At 45.6% G+C, this 20,045-nt stretch carries 15 protein-coding genes and 2 rRNA genes; 10 read left to right on the top strand and 7 right to left on the bottom strand.

Features of this window, described 5'->3' with window-relative positions; translation table 11 throughout:
- Window positions 1-102 (top strand): 23S ribosomal RNA (locus tag BMZ28_RS11965); the annotation flags it as partial.
- Between the two features lie 107 nt (window positions 103-209).
- Window positions 210-325, top strand: a 5S ribosomal RNA gene (gene rrf, locus BMZ28_RS11960).
- A gap of 598 nt (window positions 326-923) precedes the next feature.
- On the opposite strand, the gene BMZ28_RS11955 is transcribed toward rrf, so the two are convergent.
- The 4 genes from BMZ28_RS11955 to trxC form a co-directional block, all read right to left on the bottom strand.
- A complete protein-coding gene (locus tag BMZ28_RS11955; protein WP_047781742.1) occupies window positions 924-1,685 on the bottom strand; it encodes a transporter substrate-binding domain-containing protein in 762 nt (253 codons plus the stop codon).
- Between the two features lie 213 nt (window positions 1,686-1,898).
- Window positions 1,899-3,254, bottom strand: a complete 1,356-nt coding sequence (pssA, locus tag BMZ28_RS11950; RefSeq protein ID WP_074823472.1) for a CDP-diacylglycerol--serine O-phosphatidyltransferase — start codon at window positions 3,252-3,254, stop codon at window positions 1,899-1,901.
- A 205-nt stretch (window positions 3,255-3,459) separates the two neighbouring features.
- The gene (locus BMZ28_RS11945; protein WP_074823470.1) at window positions 3,460-4,200 is read right to left on the bottom strand and encodes a tRNA-uridine aminocarboxypropyltransferase; all 741 of its coding nucleotides are present in this window, start codon (window positions 4,198-4,200) and stop codon (window positions 3,460-3,462) included.
- A gap of 122 nt (window positions 4,201-4,322) precedes the next feature.
- Window positions 4,323-4,754, bottom strand: coding sequence for a thioredoxin TrxC (trxC, locus tag BMZ28_RS11940; protein WP_047781739.1), 432 nt, complete (start codon window positions 4,752-4,754; stop codon window positions 4,323-4,325).
- Window positions 4,755-4,934: 180 nt separating this feature from the next.
- Between trxC and BMZ28_RS11935 the strand changes: the two genes are divergently transcribed.
- Window positions 4,935-5,978 (top strand): tRNA/rRNA methyltransferase, encoded by a 1,044-nt coding sequence (locus BMZ28_RS11935; RefSeq protein ID WP_047781738.1) that lies wholly within the window; start codon window positions 4,935-4,937, stop codon window positions 5,976-5,978.
- Between the two features lie 78 nt (window positions 5,979-6,056).
- On the opposite strand, the gene BMZ28_RS11930 is transcribed toward BMZ28_RS11935, so the two are convergent.
- Both BMZ28_RS11930 and BMZ28_RS17690 read right to left on the bottom strand, forming a co-directional pair.
- Window positions 6,057-6,317: a YfhL family 4Fe-4S dicluster ferredoxin gene (locus tag BMZ28_RS11930; protein ID WP_047781737.1), complete on the bottom strand. Its 261-nt coding sequence runs from the start codon at window positions 6,315-6,317 to the stop codon at window positions 6,057-6,059.
- A 94-nt stretch (window positions 6,318-6,411) separates the two neighbouring features.
- Entirely contained in the window at window positions 6,412-6,705 is a 294-nt protein-coding gene (locus BMZ28_RS17690) for a hypothetical protein (RefSeq protein WP_367889030.1), read from the bottom strand.
- Between BMZ28_RS17690 and yfhb the strand changes: the two genes are divergently transcribed.
- A complete protein-coding gene (gene yfhb / locus BMZ28_RS11920; RefSeq protein ID WP_047781735.1) occupies window positions 6,694-7,338 on the top strand; it encodes a phosphatidylglycerophosphatase C in 645 nt (214 codons plus the stop codon). The genes BMZ28_RS17690 and yfhb overlap by 12 nt on opposite strands.
- A gap of 56 nt (window positions 7,339-7,394) precedes the next feature.
- Window positions 7,395-7,895: a tRNA adenosine(34) deaminase TadA gene (gene tadA, locus BMZ28_RS11915; RefSeq protein ID WP_047782740.1), complete on the top strand. Its 501-nt coding sequence runs from the start codon at window positions 7,395-7,397 to the stop codon at window positions 7,893-7,895.
- A 6-nt stretch (window positions 7,896-7,901) separates the two neighbouring features.
- On the opposite strand, the gene mltF is transcribed toward tadA, so the two are convergent.
- Window positions 7,902-9,392 (bottom strand): membrane-bound lytic murein transglycosylase MltF, encoded by a 1,491-nt coding sequence (gene mltF / locus BMZ28_RS11910; protein WP_074823464.1) that lies wholly within the window; start codon window positions 9,390-9,392, stop codon window positions 7,902-7,904.
- 326 nt (window positions 9,393-9,718) lie between these two features.
- On the opposite strand from mltF, the gene purL reads away from it, so the two are divergent.
- From purL to BMZ28_RS11885, 5 genes are all read left to right on the top strand, one after another.
- A complete protein-coding gene (gene purL, locus BMZ28_RS11905) occupies window positions 9,719-13,609 on the top strand; it encodes a phosphoribosylformylglycinamidine synthase (protein ID WP_074823460.1) in 3,891 nt (1,296 codons plus the stop codon).
- Between the two features lie 908 nt (window positions 13,610-14,517).
- Window positions 14,518-15,966: a HAMP domain-containing sensor histidine kinase gene (locus tag BMZ28_RS11900; RefSeq protein WP_071845501.1), complete on the top strand. Its 1,449-nt coding sequence runs from the start codon at window positions 14,518-14,520 to the stop codon at window positions 15,964-15,966.
- 6 nt (window positions 15,967-15,972) lie between these two features.
- Window positions 15,973-16,977: a hypothetical protein gene (locus BMZ28_RS11895; protein WP_074823459.1), complete on the top strand. Its 1,005-nt coding sequence runs from the start codon at window positions 15,973-15,975 to the stop codon at window positions 16,975-16,977.
- 24 nt (window positions 16,978-17,001) lie between these two features.
- Window positions 17,002-18,339: a two-component system response regulator GlrR gene (glrR, locus tag BMZ28_RS11890; protein WP_047781732.1), complete on the top strand. Its 1,338-nt coding sequence runs from the start codon at window positions 17,002-17,004 to the stop codon at window positions 18,337-18,339.
- Between the two features lie 75 nt (window positions 18,340-18,414).
- Complete coding sequence (locus BMZ28_RS11885) at window positions 18,415-20,034, top strand: NAD+ synthase (RefSeq protein WP_047781731.1); 1,620 nt, start codon at window positions 18,415-18,417, stop codon at window positions 20,032-20,034.
- Window positions 20,035-20,045: the final 11 nt, after the last annotated feature.

Below are 20,045 nucleotides of genomic sequence, written 5' to 3'. Positions count from 1 at the left end.
CCACTAAAGGAACGTTAAAGACCATGACGTTGATAGGCCGGGTGTGTAAGCGTAGCGATACGTTGAGCTAACCGGTACTAATGAACCGTGAGACTTAACCTTACAACACCGAAGGTGTTTTGATTGAGAATTTTCAGCTTGTGAACGGATTGAAGTGAATGGTTGTGTGTGTTGAGAGACGGACATGACGGTTTACAATACAGAATATGCCTGGCGGCGATAGCGCGGTGGTCCCACCTGACCCCATGCCGAACTCAGCAGTGAAACGCCGTAGCGCCGATGGTAGTGTGGGGTCTCCCCATGCGAGAGTAGGGAACTGCCAGGCTCCAAATAAGTGATAACCCTCAGCGAAAGCTGGGGGTTTTTGCGTTTTGGGGTGGTTGAACTTCTTGGCTCGTAAGGAGTAAGGAGTATCGTCATCCCAGCGAAAGCTGGGATCTCGCCCTCAGGCCGAGAGCTGCTATTAAGCTAAAACCCAAGCGAGGAGGGCGCAGGTATTGAGTCTGGGCGAGCTTCGGGCCTAGCCGCGCTACGGGCACTCCGGCAGCTAAAGCTGCTACGACCCCCACGCCCCCACGCCCGTCTCTCCCTCAGATTTACATTCGAATGATTGATATTGCTCCAAATTCTATTCTCTGGTCATTAATCTCGTCATCCCGGTGGAAACCGGGATCTCGGTTTTAGCTAGCGGGTTAATACATGGCTTAAAGGACTGGCCCCAGTTTTCACTAGGATGAAGGGGGGAGAAAGAATAGCCTACCAAGCCTATCTAGCATTCGAATGATGTATTTGTGGGTCAGTATGATTATCAGAAAGTAGGGAAAATCGTTTGGGAATAAGTTTTTAGAATACTTTTTATATTCGTTTTTTCAGCACTTAAACAATAAGCCCTAATTCAAATTAGGGCTTTGATGGAGTATAGATTATTCGCGAATTTTCCACTTCTTGGCTAACTGAGATTTTGTCTCACCCTGTAACCAAGTATTGATACTTTCCAAGAGCTGGGCGTTGTCTTTTTTCATCATATAGACTTTATAACTCTCAGTTCCAGCGAAAGGTTTTTCTGTTGCCATGCAAAGTACATTTGGTTCTTTATTCTGATAGTAATCCCCTTCAATCAGGTCAGTAACCATGATATCTGCAGTCTTATCTCTTAGGGCTTGTAGGTTATCAAAGTTATCTTTAACGCGAATCACCTGAGCCTGTTTGATATGGCTATCGACGAAGCTTTGATTTGTGCCTCCTGGATTAACCACGACTTTTACTTTAGGTTGATCGATCTTTTCTAAGTCTGGTAATTCTTTAGCAACAGCGCAACTGGCCAACGCAATTTTTCCATTGGCAACAATGGGCTTTGTCAGACCAAATTCAGCTTCACGTTTTGCAGTAGCAGTAACGCCACCCATCGCAACGTCAAATTTATCGGCCGCTAAGTCGTTAGATAGGCTAGGCCAACTGGTAATGACAAAATCTACCTTTAGATTTAAATGTTTACCTAGTGCATTAGCCATATCGATATCATATCCCTCAAGCGCACCAGAAGCGTTTCGGTAAGCGAGTGGAGCATAGTCACCTGGAACACCCACTTTAAGCGTTCCTGATTGCTGAATGGCTTCCATATTACGAGCCTGAACCTGCATGCAACTAAGAATTAATACTGCACCGAATAGGGTTTTTAACTTCATTTTTATATCCTTTTGGTTTTGATGTCGGAGATAATTAACATTAATTATCAACAGAATTCCACTAAAAGCGTGTGAAGTGCATTTTCAGGTACTTTTCTTGAATAGATGGATATTCTGATTTTTGACAAGCTATCGATATAATATGAAATCGATGTATATGCAGGGAATAACAAAAAAGCGCCTTAATAGGCGCTTTTTTGTCTGAGCGAGAGATTAGAGAATTCGGCTGATAAGCTTATCAATTCGGATTCGCCTTAATCTGCGGATTAACTTGCGAATCTTTACCGGATAAAACTGAATGCTCTGTAACTGTTGGTAATGATTAACCACAAAGGTATGGGTGCGGATACATTCCAGTTCACGCAAGCGCGCTTCTTTCAGCTCACCTAAAGGATCGTGAATCAGGATGGCATTTTCCAGATCGAGATGCCATGCGCGTGGATTAAGGTTGTTACCGGTAATTAGCTGCCATTCATCATCAACCCAGATACCTTTAAGATGATAAGTATTATCTTCATCTTTCCATAACCGAACGGTTAGCAGCTCTTGATCAACGTAACGCTGTAGTCGAGTGACAAAGCGACGCAGGTTAATTTCATAAAGATAAGGAAGAGCACCAATAATCTTAAACGGCTGATCTTCTGGAATATAGAAGTCATTTGCGGTTTTATCACCGACGATGATTTCAACTTGCTTACCCTGACGTAGCAAAGAAATAATATTTTTTACGAGTGGAGCGGGTAAGTTGAAATAAGGCGTACAAAGCGTCAGTTTGTGCTCGGTACTATTCATCAGGCGATCGATCGTTTTATTCAGGGGACTATGGCGTCCTAAGCCAACCAGCGGTGTGACTGATAGCTGCTCGTTGGTTGCGCTATTTTCAAATTGATATCCCTGCACACGCAGGCTTTGTCTGAACTTCTTTATATCATTTTTAATTTCTGGGCTGCGCGGACGATTATGGCAGTCCAGATTATGCACCGCTTCAGCGGTTAGCAAATGCTGCTTAACATAGTTAACCATGCTCTGTGCTAAGGCCGGATTTGTTATAAACTGATAGCGGTCATAACGATATTTGTCGTGTTGATGCAGATACACATCATTAACGCTGGCACCGGTATAGGCAACGGTATTATCGATAATACTGCCTTTTAAATGCAGGACGCCCAATGCTTCACGGGTGTTAACCGGAATACCATATACCGGAACGTTGATTCCTGGATGCTGCTCAGCCATTTTGCAGTACCAATCAGCATTGGTACTTTCAGCAACTGCCCCGATTCTTCCTCGTTGAGCACGATGCCAGTCTACTAGTATCGCAACCTCTAACTCCGGTCGACGCATTTTAGCCTGATAGATCGCAGATAGGATATCAGCGCCTGCATCATCACGTTCCAGATAAAGGGCGATCAGATAGATACGTTGCTCTGCACGACTGATTAAGTCCAGTAAAGCAGCGCGGTAATCTCCAGGACTTGACAATACTTTAATATCATCAATTTGTTGGGATATTTTAGGCAATTGTGCAAGGTGTTGTTGAGATTTCTTACGTTTAAATGATGACAACATCACAGTGCATTCTTCTCTTGTTGGGTTATGGTAAAACCATAACGAGCAAAATTGTAATAGTCGGATCGTGTAATACTACCATCACTTCCCGTGAATGTGACCAAAAAACCGCGTGAATATGACAAAACTGTCGTTAACATAACAGAATTTCACTCGTGCTCATTTCATCTTATTGATATTTATCACCATTAAAAATGCTCAATAATCAGTCAGCTGAATCGTTTTTGGTCGAAAAGGCAATATAGTCTTCAAGACTCCGGTTTGCTTTGCCGGCCAGATAGCGCTGTTTGAAATCAGAAAAGTAATGGAGAAGGCTTTGTGAAACGTTTGACTCACCTACCTGCTGAAGAATTTTAACTGCAACTTCAACGGTACAAAGCTGCTCTTTGTTGCTGGCTTCTCGTAGACCGTAATCAGATTCTTCATCGTTGGCGATAGAGAGCACGGGCAAGTTATCTAAATAGGCACTTTTGCGAAACATCTTTCTGGCTTCGGTCCAGGTACCATCGAGAATAATAAATAACGGACGCTTATTATTCTGCTTTTCAACCTGAGTTCTTACACGATCGGGAGTGGCATAAGAGGCTGGAAAGATGACATAAGGCTGATAATCCGGATTGGATAACAGCGCCAGTAATTGAGGATCTACGTGAGTACGTGACCAAAGGAAAGCATGGGTATCCGGTAATATATCGGCGATAAGTCTACCGGTATTGCTCGGTTTGAGTGGTTCCGTGTCATACATTAACAGGCAAAAACTGCATTCAGCGCTCATACCGGAGAAGGTATGACATAGGCAATGAACCTGTGGTAACAGACAGCGTTCGCAGCGGATAACTCGACACCCTCTAGCCCGAAAAGGGCGGGTTGACTGCGCAAGTCTCTGTTGCCGTAAACGCAGAACTGCATTGTTAGTAACGAGTGGCAAGGTGGAATCCGGGATCATTGGCAGTTACCTGAAAATTATTTGCTGTATACGGGGTAAAACACAAAATGAATAAGGGGCGCATAATAACGTATCCATGGCCCCTTCAGATATTGTTTTATCAGCAAATTGATACGTTTGAATTAGCTGTTTTTGGCTAAAACTTCATCTAACCATTGGTTAAAAGGCTCTTTAGGTAATGCGCCATTCAACATATCGATACGTTGTCCTTTCTTGAATACCATAATGGTAGGTATACTACGGATACCGTAACGGGCGCTGAGCTCTTGTTCTGCTTCGGTATCGATTTTAACAAAGCGAAGTTCTCTTTCCCTTTCTTGAGCAACATCTTCAAAGATCGGGGCAAAACTACGGCATGGGCCACACCAAGGTGCCCAGAAATCGATGACAACGGGAAGGTCGTCTTTTAATAATGAATCGAGTGAAGCTTTGTTTGCGTTGATGACTTCGCCATCAAAAAGCGCATGTCCACAGCGACCACATTTAGCATCGTCCTGTAGACGGTCGTCAGGAATGCGGTTGGTAGCCAGACAGGAAGGGCAAAGGGTATTCATGCTGAACCTCGGTAAAATTGTTCAATGATTTTATTAATTATGTACAAATTGTTAACCATCACAATGTGATTTTGTCGATGGTTATAATAGATTTAGGCTTTTAGCCGATCATTAGTGGCTTACCGGCAGAACATCAGTTAATCTGCGCGCCGGATGCGATGGTGGAAGTGGAGATATAGTATGAGTGACTCTTTTAGCGGTAAGAACGGTAAAGTTAAAGTAATGTACGTCCGCAGTGACGACAATAAAGATGAAAAGAGCAATAAACGCTCTGACAAAAACCGTGCCGGTAATAAAGGCGATAGCCGCGGTGATAAAAATGCACGTTGGGGAGACAACGATCGTCCACGCCGCCCAGTTCGCAGCGCCAATGAAAAACCACCGCGTTCTCCATGGCAAGCCAGACTTCAGGATGCCAGTGAGCCAGAGCCTTTTGATCATGGCGGTATTTCTGGCAAAAGTCAGATCGACCCAGCTCAGCTTCGCCGGCAGCGCGAACAAGAAACCAAAGTTTATGGTGAGAACGCGTGTCAGGCACTGTTTCAGAGCCGTCCGGAGGCGATTGTTCGCGCCTATTTTATTCAGTCAGTTACCCCTCGGTTCAAAGAGGCTCTGCGCTGGATGGCTGCTAATCGCAAAGCCTACCATGTGGTTGAAGAAGAAGAGCTAATCAAGGTTTCCGGTACTGAACATCACGGTGGTGTCTGCTTTCTAATCAAGAAACGTACTGGCTTAACCGTGGCGGATTATTTGGCCAAAGCGTCGAAAACAGACTGTGTGTTAGCACTGGAAAATGTCGGTAATCCGCATAACTTAGGCGGCATGATGCGTTCATGTGCTCACTTTGGCGTTAAAGGCGTGCTACTGCGCGATCCTGGCATGCTGGAGTCAGGTGCCGCAATTCGTACTGCAGAAGGTGGAGCTGAACACCTGACGGCAATTGGTATTGATGATTTCCCTGAGGCGTTGGACGCTTTCCGTCGTGCGGGTTATACCATCATTACGACATCCAGTCATAAAGGAACGTCGCTGTCTCAGGCGGTTCTGCCAGCTAAGACGGTATTGGTACTGGGTGAAGAACGCGATGGTTTATCTGATGTTGCGATGAAGCAGAGCGATATGAGTATTTCTATCGATGGTACTGGCAATGTAGAAAGCCTGAACGTTTCCGTTGCTACGGGAATTTTACTGGCGGAATGGTGGCGTCAGAATTCTGCTAAATAAAGTTTTTTGGTTGAATCGTATAAAGAAAGGGACGCTTAAGCGTCCCTTTTTGCCTGTATAGATTATGCCCGTTAATCGTTAGAGCTTATCTGAATGGTGCAATAATACGAATTTATCCCACAGGGCTTCATTGCTTTCCGGGTGGGCTGGATCGTGAATAATGGTGTTATCAATCGGGCAAACTTTCATACAGGTGGGTTCATCATAGTGACCAATGCATTCTGTACAAAGATCGGGATCGATCTCATAAATCTCGGAGCCCATAGAGATCGCCTGATTGGGACACTCTGGTTCGCACATATCACAATTGATACATTTCTTGGTGATCAATAACGCCATTTTAATCAGTTACCTAAAATTCTAGCTATCCAGGTTTAGTTAAACACTGGGTTGTTCTGCGATGATTATACGCTTAATAAGCAAGAGGAGGCGACTATAACGTGATGATTCGTCCAGTCGAGCGCTTCTGACACCAGCGATCTTTGTATTGAGCACTGTCTTTACCGAACGAATAGCGCATCTCTTTCTCGGCGGTTTGGCATCGCGTAAAAGCATTCTTAGCGCACCCGTAATAATGTGTGCAGGCAGACGTATTCGGGTTGCTAAGTGGGTAACTTTTATCAAAGATAAATAACCAGAGAAGCGATATACTCAGCTCATAATTAACGCCGTTGAAATGGTATAACTTTCTATTAATGAAGTATCGGGAGCCAGCTTGCCAACTCATCATCATTCACAGCAGCGTATCGTATTTTTTGATCTGGATGGTACGTTACATCAGCAGGATTTGTTTGGTAGCTTTGTTCGCTATTTAATCCGCCGTTTGCCGATCAATCTGGTGATTTTAATTCCACTCTTGCCGGTGATTTATTTAGGATTATGGATTGGTGGGCGCAACTGTCGTTGGCCGGTAAGTTTGGCAATATGGGCGATAACTGCGGGCCATCATGAACAACAATTAAAGTATTTGGAACAGCAGTTTGTTCAGGATTTTAAACAACGGGTGGTGCCATTTCCTGCGGTACAAGAGCGGTTAGCTGAATATTTGAGTGATGATAATACCAGCGTCTGGTTATTGACGGGCTCTCCTCAGCATTTGGTTGAAGAGGTGTATGGCGATTCGTTTTTCTTGTCCAAAGTGAATTTAGTGGGTAGTCAGATGGTTTATCGCTATGGTGGCTGGATGATTACCATGCGCTGTTTAGGTAAAGAGAAGGTGGTTCAGCTTGAACAGCGTTTAGGTAAACCATTAACATTATACAGTGGTTATAGCGATAGTGTGCAGGACGATCCGGTTTTAGCTTTATGTCAGCACCGTTGGCGTGTGGATAGTCAGGGTAATCTGAAACAGCTGGATTAGCCTTTCCATTTCCGAATAATTATTTTTGATTGATATAGAAAATAGAGTGATTGATGATGACTTCGCATTACAGTGATGAAGACTGGATGCGCTATGCGCTGAAACTTGCTGAACGAGCAGACCAAGAAGGTGAAATTCCGGTTGGTGCGGTATTGGTATTGGATAATGAAGTGATTGGCGAGGGATGGAATAGACCCATCGTTCGGCACGATCCAACGGCGCACGCAGAGATTATGGCTCTACAACAGGGCGGACAGGTATTACAGAATTACCGTTTGTTGAACACCACGCTATATGTGACGCTGGAGCCTTGTGTTATGTGTGCCGGTGCCATGGTGCATAGCCGTATCCAACGGCTGGTATATGGTGCCAGCGATTTAAAGACAGGCGCTGCGGGCTCATTACTGGATATTTTGGGGCATCCGGGGATGAATCATCATGTGGAAGTGACATCGGGTATTATGGCGGATGTTTGCTCAACGTATTTGAGTGATTTTTTTAAACGTCGTCGCGAACAGATAAAAATGCAAAAGAAGCTGAACCAAATTCTACGTTAATAGAGGTTATTTTTCTGGCTGGCGTGGATGTTTTTGCTGAATGAGCTTGGGGTTTACCGTTGGATAAGACGACCCCATTTCGGCTTCTTTAGCGGCGGCTAACAGCGCCTTAGCCGTTTGATTCTCTTTTTCTTCAAGATAGCCCATCAAACTGATTTGATAACGGCGAATATTCTCCACAAACTGATAGGCCTGATAGCCGCGCGCATAACCGTAACGCGTTTGAGAGTAATATTGTTTTTGAGTGAGCATGGCCAGCCGCTTTTTAACGTCAGCCCAACTATCCGGATCGCCACCTTGCTTGGATGTCAGGCTTCTGGCATCTAGCATATGGGCAAAGCCCATATTATAAGCGATCAGCGCAAACCAGATTTTTTCCTCTTCTGGAATGGTGGCCGGAATTTTCTCCATCAGCTGCTCCAGATAAGCAATACCACCGCGGATGCTCTGTTCAGGATCGAGACGATCGGTGACGCCTAAGGAGTCTGCCGTGTTTCTGGTTAACATCATAATGCCCCGCACCCCGGTTGGTGAGGTAGCCGTTGGGTTCCAGTGTGATTCCTGATAGGCAATAGCTGCGGCTAAACGCCAATCGATCTCTTTCGCATATTTCTCAAATAGAGGCTTAAGCGTTGGCAAAACATTATCAATCGCGCTCAGGAAAGTCTTGGTATCGACATAGTCAAACTCTCCTACGTGTCCAAGATATTTCTCTTCCAGTTTTGATAACGAGCCATCTTCAGTAATCTGATTGAAAAAATCCAGCATGGCTGCATTGAGACTATTATCATCAGTTTTGCGCATATACCACATAACCGGCTCTTCTTCGGTCACGTCAAACGCCACCGCTAAATTAGGTGAGAAGCGTTGAATGATGGCAATGGTGACTGAATCAGCAATGGTGTAATCGAGCGTTCCTTCGGCGACCTGTTTTAATAATTCTACGGAAGAATAAGATGAAGTGGCGCGCCAGGTAAGCTGTGGGTATTTGCTCTTTTTCAACTGATGTAACGTTGAGATGCTGGCCGAACCTGATACCACGGTCAGACCGCCTTTAATATTATCTAATGACTGAGGTCGGGGGGTATTCTGGCGATAGACTAACTGTTGTGAAACGGAGTAATAGGCTGGGCCAACATTAAGCTCTTTCATCCGTTCCGGGTTAAAAATCAGTCCGGCAGCCAGCATATCGGCGTTACCGTTTTCCAGTTCGGTAAACAGATTAGTGATGCTGTGTTTAGTTTCTATATTAAGCTTAACGCCCAGATAGTCAGCAAACATCTTGGCCAGCTCATAGTCGAGGCCACCTACGCCATTACTGCTTTTGTAGTAATAAGGCGCAACGTTAAGCGTGCCGATATTTAGCACACCACGCTCTTTTATTTTTTGTAACTGGGTGCTGTCGTCGTTACGCCAGTGCAAGGCAGGCCATAAAGCCACAGCAAGCATCAGGGTTACAGCACCAATAAATAGATAGTTAATCTTTAATGGCTTCAAATAGCGTTCTCTAAAAATGAAATTTTTGCTGAATACGAAGAGAGCTAAGCATTTATGGGTGTTGAAATCGCTCAAGTCTGAATTGTTTCGTTCAGCTATTTGTTATTGAATGAAATTCTTAATTTATCTTGGTTTAAAAAGCAGGATGTACCCAATTCATCAGTAGGCATTTTGCTAAACTGCACGCAACATAGCAAATACTATGTTTTGTTGGTGAGTCAGCCACTGGATAAATAATAGCTACGCAAACGGTTTCGTCATCGTGTTTGATTCTCTATAATGGGGGCAGTTTTTTCCGTTTAGCCTTCGACCAGAGAAATTAGACTATGGAAATTTTGCGTGGTTCTCCCGCTTTATCAGCTTTTCGTATTACCAAGTTATTGTCACTCTGTCAGGATCTTCAGTTACCGGTTAGCGCTATCTATGCTGAATATATTCATTTCGCTAATTTAACCTCCCCACTATCTACGGATGAGCTTGCGAAGTTAAAAAGGTTGCTAAAGTATGGTCCGTTGTTGGTAGAACATGAGCCGCAGGGGCGACTGCTGTTGGTTACTCCGCGACCAGGAACGATTTCTCCTTGGGCATCCAAGGCGACGGATATTGCCCACAACTGTGGTTTAACTCAGGTTCACCGCTTAGAGCGGGGTATCGCCTACTATATTCAGTCTGAATCACTGTCAGATACTCAATGGCATACATTGGCTGATTTATTGCACGATCGGATGATGGAGTCTGTGTTTACCGAGCTGTTGCAGGCAAAAGCGTTATTTTCTCAGCATCAACCGACACCATTGGTGGTGATTGATTTATTGACCGAAGGCCGTCAGGCATTAGAAACGGCGAATGAAAAATTAGGCCTGGCATTGGCATCGGATGAAATTGATTATCTGGTGGATGCTTTCACCCGTCTGAAACGTAATCCCACGGATGTTGAACTGTATATGTTTGCTCAGGCGAACTCAGAGCATTGTCGCCACAAAATTTTCAATGCCGACTGGATTATCGATGGAAAGAGCCAGCCAAAGTCATTGTTCAAAATGATTAAAAATACTTATGAGCAGACGCCTGATTACGTATTGTCTGCCTATAAAGATAACGCTGCGGTGATGGAAGGTTCAGAGGTGGGACGGTTCTTCTCTCAACCAGATTCTGGTGTATATGACTATCATCAGGAAGCCGTCCATATTTTGATGAAAGTTGAGACTCACAACCACCCGACAGCCATATCGCCATGGCCGGGAGCGGCTACCGGTTCAGGTGGTGAAATCCGTGATGAAGGTGCAACTGGTCGCGGGGCGAAGCCCAAAGCGGGTTTGGTTGGCTTCTCGGTATCGAATCTGCGCATTCCCGGTTTTGAACAACCGTGGGAACAGGATTTTGGCAAACCAGAACGCATTGTGACGGCATTAGATATTATGACGGAAGGGCCACTGGGTGGCGCTGCGTTTAATAATGAATTTGGTCGCCCTGCGCTACTGGGTTATTTCCGTACCTATGAAGAGCAGGTGACCAGTCATAATGGTCAGGAGCTTCGCGGATACCATAAACCTATCATGCTGGCTGGCGGTATCGGTAATATCCGTGCGGATCATGTGCAGAAAGGCGAAATTACTCCGGGAGCCAAACTGATTGTGCTGGGTGGGCCGGCCATGAATATTGGCCTTGGCGGCGGCGCTGCATCATCTATGGCGTCTGGTCAGTCTGATGCGGATTTGGATTTTGCTTCAGTACAGCGTGATAACCCGGAAATGGAGCGTCGCTGTCAGGAAGTTATCGATCGCTGTTGGCAGCTTGGCGATAAAAACCCGATTTTGTTTATTCATGACGTTGGTGCTGGTGGGCTATCCAATGCTATGCCGGAATTGGTCAGCGACGGTGGGCGCGGTGGTAAGTTTGAACTGCGCGATATATTGAATGATGAACCGGGTATGAGCCCATTAGAAGTTTGGTGTAATGAATCTCAGGAACGTTACGTGTTAGCGGTTTCTCCCGAGCAGCTACCGTTATTTGACCGTATTTGTCGCCGTGAACGAGCGCCTTATGCCGTAATTGGTGAAGCGACGGAAGAACAGCAGCTAACGATGCATGACCGCCACTTTGATAATACTCCGATTGATTTACCGCTGGATGTTTTGCTGGGTAAAACGCCGAAAATGGTTCGGGATGTTAAAACCCTCAATACTCAGGGACAACCTCTGGTTCGTACCGATATCTCTTTGCCAGAAGCGGTAAAGAGAGTGTTTCATTTACCGGCCGTCGCGGAAAAAACATTTTTAATCACTATTGGCGATCGTACGGTAACCGGTATGGTTGCGCGGGATCAGATGATTGGTCCATGGCAGATTCCTGTGGCCGACTGCGCGGTGACCACTGCTAGTTATGATAGCTATTATGGTGAAGCCATGTCGTTAGGTGAACGCTCACCGGTGGCATTGCTTAACTTCGCCGCTTCAGCCAGATTGGCGGTTGGCGAAGCGCTAACCAATATTGCCGCTACTCAGATCGGTGAATTGAAGCGGATTAAACTATCCGCTAACTGGATGTCGGCAGCAGGCCATCCGGGGGAAGATGCCGGTTTGTATGAAGCAGTCAAAGCGGTGGGTGAAGAACTTTGTCCGGCGTTGGGTATTACCATTCCGGTGGGTAAAGATTCAATGTCGATGAAAACCCGTTGGCAACAAGGCAATGAAACGGTAGAGATGACATCGCCATTATCGCTGGTGATTACTGCTTTTGCGCGTGTTGAAGACGTTCGCAATACGGTAACGCCTCAGCTACGTACCGATAAAGGCGATAACGTGCTGTTACTTATCGATCTCGGTGAAGGACGTAATGGCTTGGGTGCGACGGCATTGGCTCAGGTTTATCGTCAGTTAGGGGATAAACCCGCCGATGTTCACAGTGCTGACAAACTGGCTGCTTTCTTCAATGCCATGCAATCATTAGTGGCAAACCGCGCGATTTTTGCCTATCACGACCGCTCTGACGGTGGGTTATTGGTGACGCTGGCTGAAATGGCGTTTACTGGCCACTGCGGATTGGCGCTGGATCTAAAATCACTGGATCAGGATATGCTATCAGTGCTGTTTAATGAAGAACTGGGAGCGGTTATTCAGGTTGCTCAGAATAAACTGCCGCAAGTTGAAGCTTGTCTGGCGGAGTTCGGTTTATCTGATTGTGTTCATCATATTGGTCAGGCAGTCACCGGGGATCAGATTGACATTCGTTACAATGGACAGCCGGTTTATCAACAAAGTCGTCAAACGTTGAGAGTCTGGTGGGCTGAAACCACATGGCAGATGCAGCGACTGCGTGATAACCCTGAATGCGCTGATGCTGAGCATCAGGCTAAACAAAATCCAGACGATCCCGGACTGAACGTTAAGCTGACGTTTAACCCTCAGGAAGATATTGCCGCACCTTATATCATTGGTCAGCAGCGTCCAAGAGTGGCGGTGTTACGTGAGCAAGGGGTGAACTCCCATGTTGAGATGGCCGCAGCATTTCATCGTGCCGGTTTTGATGCTATCGATGTGCATATGAGTGATTTACTGGCCGGCAATATCGGACTGGATAGCTTCCATACTCTGGTTGCCTGTGGTGGTTTCTCCTATGGGGACGTATTGGGTGCAGGTGAGGGGTGGGCCAAATCGATTCTGTTTAATCAGCGGGTACGCGATCAGTTTGAGTCCTTTTTTAACCGTCAGGACACATTGGCATTAGGTGTGTGCAACGGCTGTCAGATGATGTCTAACCTGAGTGAGCTGATCCCGGGTGCTACGTATTGGCCGCGTTTTGTACGTAACCTGTCGGATCGTTTTGAAGCGCGCTTTAGCTTGGTAGAAGTCACTCGTAGCCCATCATTGCTTTTGCAAGGGATGGAAGGGTCACGTTTGCCAATTGCAGTTTCTCATGGTGAAGGCCGAGTTGAAGTTCGCGATCCTCAGCATTTGAATTCGCTGGTGCAGTCAGGTTTAGTGTCGATGCGTTATGTGGATAATTTTGGGCATATCACCGAACAGTATCCGGCTAATCCAAACGGTTCGCCTGAGGGTATAACTGCCGTTACCAATCTGGATGGACGAATTACCATCATGATGCCTCATCCGGAGCGAGTTTTCCGTACGGTTAATAACTCCTGGCACCCAGAAGAGTGGGGAGAAGACGGCCCGTGGATGCGTTTATTCCGCAATGCACGTAAACAGTTGGCGTAGTTGTTATTTTGTGTGGCTTTAGCGTGTTCAATGGCGGCGTAAGTCGCCATGTTGGTTAAGCTTTTTTACTCTATGTGCAATGATTTATTTAGTCCGTCATTCCGGCTTTTTCCAAGATGACGGCATAGACCTGTTGGCAAATGCAGACAATCAGCTTATTTTGGTGTCGCAAATTGGAGACATTTAATCAATTGATTATTAAGATAAAAATAAGAGTTGTTAAAGAGTGTCTGCTTTTAGAGACAAAACTCGATGGTTTTATCATGCTCGGGCTATTCAATCAGTAGATTACCTGAATGGATTAAAGTTAAATTAAATAAAACCCAATGTTTATCAATGTATTAATACTTATTTTGAAAACTTGGCATGCAACGTGCATTATGTATATCGTCGCTCATTCAACTTTTTATGTCAGAGCCCTAAAGTGGAACTACATAAGCCTCAGAATGATGCCAAAGCCATGGTACCTATCGTCTACCAAACAGATATTAACTGCTACGGCAGCTTATCAAACTTCAGACGACACGTTGAGTGAGGTACCAGCCTGTGTCTAGCCGTGATGAACAGAGCTTCATCAATTTCAGACACATAAGGATGTTATTCATCAAGTCTACCGATGACAGGTTATCCTTCATCACCCAGAAGATGAACATTCAGGACATCCACGTATTCCTCCCAAAGGATGTTATGCATCCTTTGGGAATAAACGTAACAAATAAACGATATTCGTTAAGCACTTACCAATGATTGGTTAAGTGCTTTTTTTTGGGCTAGAGAAAATACGCAGTCCAATTTGGGATAAAGAACCCAATAGCTAACCGTTCATACCGATGATGATAAGAAAATCTTTGGTCAAATCAGTAAAAACGCTATTTTCTTCAATCAAGGTCAGTTAGCATCGTTAACGATTGATTTACCATGAGAGTATCGCGTTGAAAAAGTTTAGTCATTTTCCCCATTCTCTTCGTCAACTTGTGTTGCTGGCTTTCCTGCTGGTGCTTTTACCATTGCTGATTTTGGCCTATCAGGCCTATAAAAGTCTGGACTTACTCAGTGCACAAGCGGCAGATATCAATAACACCACCCTGAAAGACGCTCGGCGTAGCGAAGCGATGACTAACCTCGCGGTGAGCATGGAGCGTAGTTATCGGCAATATTGCGTGCTGGGCGATAAGACGCTGGAATCTTTGTATTTGAATCAGCGCCAGCAATATTCTGAAATGCTTGATGTTCACGCCGCTATTTTACCAAATCAAAATTATTATAAAACGCTGCAAAAACAGCTTGCTGAACTGTCTGAAATTCATTGTAAAAATAGCGGGCCGGATGATACCTCATCCGGGCTGTTAGTGAACTTTTCCCGTTCTAATACTGAAATGGTTCAGGCAACGCGAGCGATTATTTATTCTCGGGGTGAAAAACTTCAACAGGCGATTGCTGATAAAGGTTACTTCTTCGGCCAACAGGCTCTGTTACTTTTCCTGCTCAGCGTCTTTCTGGTTTTCCTGTTTACCCGCATGATTATCGGGCCGGTGAAACGGGTTGAACGCATGATTAATCGGCTGGGAGAGGGGAAGTCGTTAAGTCATATTTTATCTTTTAACGGACCGCGTGAAATACAGTCGCTGGCGCAGCGTATTGTTTGGCTGAGTGAACGACTATCGTGGTTGGAGTCTCAACGTCATGAGTTTTTGCGTCATATTTCCCATGAGCTTAAGACGCCATTAGCCAGTATGCGTGAAGGAACCGAACTGTTACTCGATCAGGTGGTTGGGCCGTTAACCGAGGATCAGAAAGAAGTGGTATCGATACTGGATAAGAGTAGCAGGCACTTACAACAGTTGATTGAACAACTGTTGGACTATAACCGTAACCAACCGGATAACCGCACAGAGAAAGAGTTTATTGACTTACAGGTTATGGCTTCCGCAGTGATTTCTGCGCATAGTTTACCGGCTCGTGCCAAATATATGCGTACAGAATGTCAGTTAGCACAAACTCACTGTTGGGCGGAGTCTGTACTATTAATGCGGGTTCTTGATAATCTCTACTCCAATGCAGTGCACTATGGCGAGGAATCCGGTACCATTTGGATTATTAGCCGTCAAGTCGGACAGTCCATTCAAATTGAGGTCGCCAATACCGGGGAGAAAATACTTCCTCAAGAGCAGGCAATGCTTTTTGAACCATTTTATCAAGGGAGCCGCCAGAGAAAAGGTGCGGTCAAAGGTAGTGGTTTAGGGCTAAGTATTGCTCGTGATTGTTTGCGCCAAATGGATGGTGAGTTGCTGTTGGTCGATGTTGACTATGCGGATGTGTGTTTTCGTATTGAATTACCGTTAATTGCTGAGAAATAATGCATAATGCCTACAAGGTTTACTAAAAAAGATAAAACTATCATTGAGTTGCCAGATCTAGTGACGGTGATAAAGTCTGCAGGGATATTACGGAAAACGTTACTGTTAGCCGCATTGGCTACGCCGGTAATGCTAGCGGGTTGTGGTCATCAGGGAGTCGGTGACAGCGCGTCAGGTACGATGGTCTATGAAGCACCCATCAATAAAGTGAGTGATTACTCTCGAGTAAGCTGTGACGGCAATATTTGGAAGGGGCAGGACGATGAAACCAATAGTAATTCACTGTATTGGTTACGTTTGATTGACTGTACCCGCTCGTTGACCCTATCTCAAGCGCGTATTCAGTCTTATAGTTATGAAATTACTAAATGGGATGGGGTGTTGAAGCGAGCCATTCTGTTGTCGCGGCTTGATGCTGCCCATTCAGAACGTCGCAATGCGCTGGAACAGTTGAAAAATTATCGAGCGATGTATCCGGCCAATGTTTATCCGCTAATTCTGTTATGGAATGATGAACAAACGCTTGAGCTAAACCTCTTTGATGAGCGGGCTCGCCATCAGCGTCTTAAAGAGAGTAGCGATACACAAATTGAAGCGATGCATAATCAGCTACAGGAAACTAAGCATCAGCTGAATGAGACGACGCGTAAGCTGGAGAATTTGACCGATATTGAGCGTCAGCTTTCCTCGCGTAAAGTCTCACCTGGGGATGGCGCTTCCCATAATAGCGTTGCTGAGAGTGGCGGTGAAATAAAACCTGCGCAGGTTAGTTCTGAACAAAAAGTGGTGCCCGAGGCCAAGAAAGAAAAGCCCGTTGAGCAGATTAAGCCAGCAGAGTCGGAAAAACCAGCGGCATCCGTTGCCACCAAGAAACCCGTTGCATCTGAGGTTTCTGGAGCTGAGAAAAGCCAACCATCTAAGCCACAAGTTAATGATGAGAATTCTAAGCCGGTTGTACCTTCTGCCGGATCGGCAGCAACCAAACCTGATGCACAACCGGCACAGAAATAAGCCGTTATAAGGAGTTTTGGGGATATGACACAGCGTAAGCCTGCCAACCTATTGCTGGTTGATGACGACCCCAGCTTATTAAAGCTGCTGGGCATGCGTTTAACCAGCGAAGGCTTCAATGTCACAACCGCCGAAAGTGGTCAGGAAGCATTGCGTCGTTTGGGGCGTGGGCAAATCGATCTGGTGATTAGCGATTTGCGCATGGACGAAATGGACGGTATGGCGCTGTTTAATGAAATTCAAAAGCATCAGCCAGGTATGCCGGTCATTATCCTCACTGCTCATGGTTCTATCCCGGATGCCGTCGCGGCAACTCAGCAAGGGGTATTTAGCTTTTTGACTAAACCTGTCGATCGCGATGCGTTATACAAAGCGATTGATGAGGCGCTGGCGATGAAAATTCCTGCCGGAGATGAAAGTTGGCGGGAAGATATTGTGACGCGCAGTCCTATTATGCTGCGTTTGCTTGAACAAGCAAAAATGGTGGCACAGTCCGACGTTAGCGTGTTAATTAATGGTTTGAGCGGTACCGGTAAAGAAGTTCTGGCGAAAGCCATACATAGCGCCAGCCCTCGAGCGAATAAGCCTTTTATTGCCATTAACTGCGGTGCATTACCGGAGCAATTGCTGGAATCAGAGTTATTCGGTCATGCTAAAGGCGCTTTTACCGGCGCAGTCAGTAGCCGGGATGGTTTGTTTCAGGCGGCCACCGGGGGCACGCTGTTTCTGGATGAAATCGGTGATATGCCGCTGCCTTTACAGGTAAAACTGTTGCGTGTATTACAAGAGCGTAAAGTTCGTCCTCTGGGCAGCAATCGCGATTTGGATATCGATGTCCGCATTATTTCTGCTACGCACCGTGATTTACCCAAAGCGATGGCTAAAGGGGAGTTTCGCGAAGACCTTTACTACCGTTTAAACGTGGTAACCCTCAAAATACCGGCGTTAAATGAGCGTGCTGAGGATATCCCTTTATTAGCCGATTATTTATTACGTGAGTCTGCTAAACGCCATAAGCCGTTTGTCCGTAGTTTTTCAACCGATGCCATGAAACGTTTAATGACCGCTAGCTGGCCAGGTAATGTTCGGCAGTTGGTTAACGTGATTGAACAGTGTGTGGCGTTAACCAGCACGCCGGTTATCAACGAAGCTTTGGTACAGCAGGCGCTGGAAGGGGAAAATACGGCACTGCCAACGTTTGCCGAAGCGCGTAATCAGTTTGAGTTGGTTTACTTACGCAAACTGTTACAGATGACCAAAGGAAACGTGACTCACGCAGCCCGTATGGCCGGTAGAAACAGAACCGAATTCTATAAGCTATTATCGCGTCATGAATTAGATGCGAATGATTTTAAAGAGTAAGGTTTTCTTTTTTAATTCAGGCGACAGTCATTTATACTGCCGCCTACTTAACCTGATAGCGAACAGTGAATTGATATGAGCAGAGCTCTCTCTATCGCATTAGCGCAGTTAAATTGGTTGGTTGGTGATATTGAAGGTAACACTAACCGCATGTTACAGACCGTCAGCGAGCAGCAGCAGGCTGGCGCTGATTTGGTGATGTTTTCTGAATTGGCATTGACCGGATATCCACCGGAAGATTTACTTTACCGTGATGATCTCTATCAGCGCTGCGATCAACAGTTAGCCCGATTGCAGGCTGCCTCTACTGATGTTGCTATCATTGTTGGTCACCCATGGCGGGAAAACGGTCATATATACAATGCATTATCGATGTTTTGGCAGGGCAGTTTGGTCACGCGTTACTTCAAACAACAGCTACCAAATTACGGTGTATTTGATGAAAAACGTTATTTTACTGCCGACGATAAAAGCTGCTTTGTTGAGTTCAAAGGCTATCGCCTGGGTTTACTGATTTGTGAAGACCTGTGGTTTAATGGCCCGGTTGATGCGTTGAAAGCGGCTAACGTCGATATGATTCTGTCGATTAATGCCTCACCGTATAACCGTGAAAAGCCTTATATTCGTAATCAACTGTTATCAGAACATTGCCATCGTACCCATTTACCTCTGGTGTATCTCAATCAGATTGGTGGGCAGGATGAGTTGATCTTTGATGGTTGTTCCAAAGTATTCGATGCAACGGGCAACATGACGCATAAGCTGGCTGCTTTTAGTGAGCAAACGCAGCAGGTTAAGTTTACCGACGATAAAATCGAAGCGATGGCGTTGCCAGAGCAACGTTCAGATCTTTCCTTAATCTATGATGCTTTAGTGTTAGCTGTACGAGATTATGTCAGCAAAAATGGTTTTAAAGGCGCTATTCTTGGGCTCTCTGGCGGTATTGATTCAGCACTGACGTTAGCTATTGCGGTTGATGCTTTAGGCAAAGATAAAGTTCAGGCGGTGATGATGCCATTCCGCTACACCGCGGAAATCAGTATCGAAGATGCGCGGGAAGAAGCGGAGATATTAGGCGTTGAGTTTGACGTAGTCTCTATTGAACCTATTTTTGATGCCTTTATGGCGCAGCTAGCGCCGATGTTTACTAATACCAAACGAGATACCACTGAAGAGAATCTACAGGCGCGCTGTCGCGGTGTGATTCTGATGGGGCTATCGAATAAACGCGGCAGTCTGGTATTAACCACCGGTAACAAAAGTGAAATTGCCGTAGGGTATTCGACGCTCTATGGTGATATGGCGGGTGGGTTTGATGTTTTAAAAGATGTACCAAAAACGCTCGTGTTTAAACTGTCGTCATATCGTAATACTCGTTCGTACGTTATTCCTCAGCGAGTGATTGACCGCCCACCTTCAGCTGAGCTGGCACCGGATCAGAAAGATGAAGACAGCCTGCCGCCATATCCGGTTTTGGATAAGATCCTTGACGGTTATGTTGAGCATGATATGTCTGTTGAGCAACTGGTGGCTGAAGGTTTTGATGAAGCGATTGTTCGTAAGGTTATCCGCTTGGTTGATATTAACGAATATAAGCGTCGGCAGTCTCCGGTAGGTCCGCGGATCACTGCTCGGAACTTTGGTAAGGATCGGCGCTATCCGATCACATCTGGCTTTGGCCGTAAAAATTGGTAAGGGTTAACGTT

The sequence above is a fragment of the Pragia fontium DSM 5563 = ATCC 49100 genome, assembly GCF_900112475.1.
Classification (GTDB): Bacteria; Pseudomonadota; Gammaproteobacteria; order Enterobacterales; family Enterobacteriaceae; genus Pragia; species Pragia fontium.
Note: the sequence above shows the minus strand (reverse complement) of the source record. Positions and strands in the feature narration are given on the sequence as shown.

Coding starts and splice junctions, on each gene's coding strand:
- BMZ28_RS11955 (WP_047781742.1), bottom strand. CDS start 1,685: ATGAAGTTAAAAACCCTATTCGGTGCAGTATTAATTCTTAGTTGCATG.
- pssA (WP_074823472.1), bottom strand. CDS start 3,254: ATGTTGTCATCATTTAAACGTAAGAAATCTCAACAACACCTTGCACAA.
- BMZ28_RS11945 (WP_074823470.1), bottom strand. CDS start 4,200: ATGATCCCGGATTCCACCTTGCCACTCGTTACTAACAATGCAGTTCTG.
- trxC (WP_047781739.1), bottom strand. CDS start 4,754: ATGAATACCCTTTGCCCTTCCTGTCTGGCTACCAACCGCATTCCTGAC.
- BMZ28_RS11935 (WP_047781738.1), top strand. CDS start 4,935: ATGAGTGACTCTTTTAGCGGTAAGAACGGTAAAGTTAAAGTAATGTAC.
- BMZ28_RS11930 (WP_047781737.1), bottom strand. CDS start 6,317: ATGGCGTTATTGATCACCAAGAAATGTATCAATTGTGATATGTGCGAA.
- BMZ28_RS17690 (WP_367889030.1), bottom strand. CDS start 6,705: ATGAGTTGGCAAGCTGGCTCCCGATACTTCATTAATAGAAAGTTATAC.
- tadA (WP_047782740.1), top strand. CDS start 7,395: ATGACTTCGCATTACAGTGATGAAGACTGGATGCGCTATGCGCTGAAA.
- purL (WP_074823460.1), top strand. CDS start 9,719: ATGGAAATTTTGCGTGGTTCTCCCGCTTTATCAGCTTTTCGTATTACC.
- BMZ28_RS11895 (WP_074823459.1), top strand. CDS start 15,973: ATGCCTACAAGGTTTACTAAAAAAGATAAAACTATCATTGAGTTGCCA.
- glrR (WP_047781732.1), top strand. CDS start 17,002: ATGACACAGCGTAAGCCTGCCAACCTATTGCTGGTTGATGACGACCCC.
- BMZ28_RS11885 (WP_047781731.1), top strand. CDS start 18,415: ATGAGCAGAGCTCTCTCTATCGCATTAGCGCAGTTAAATTGGTTGGTT.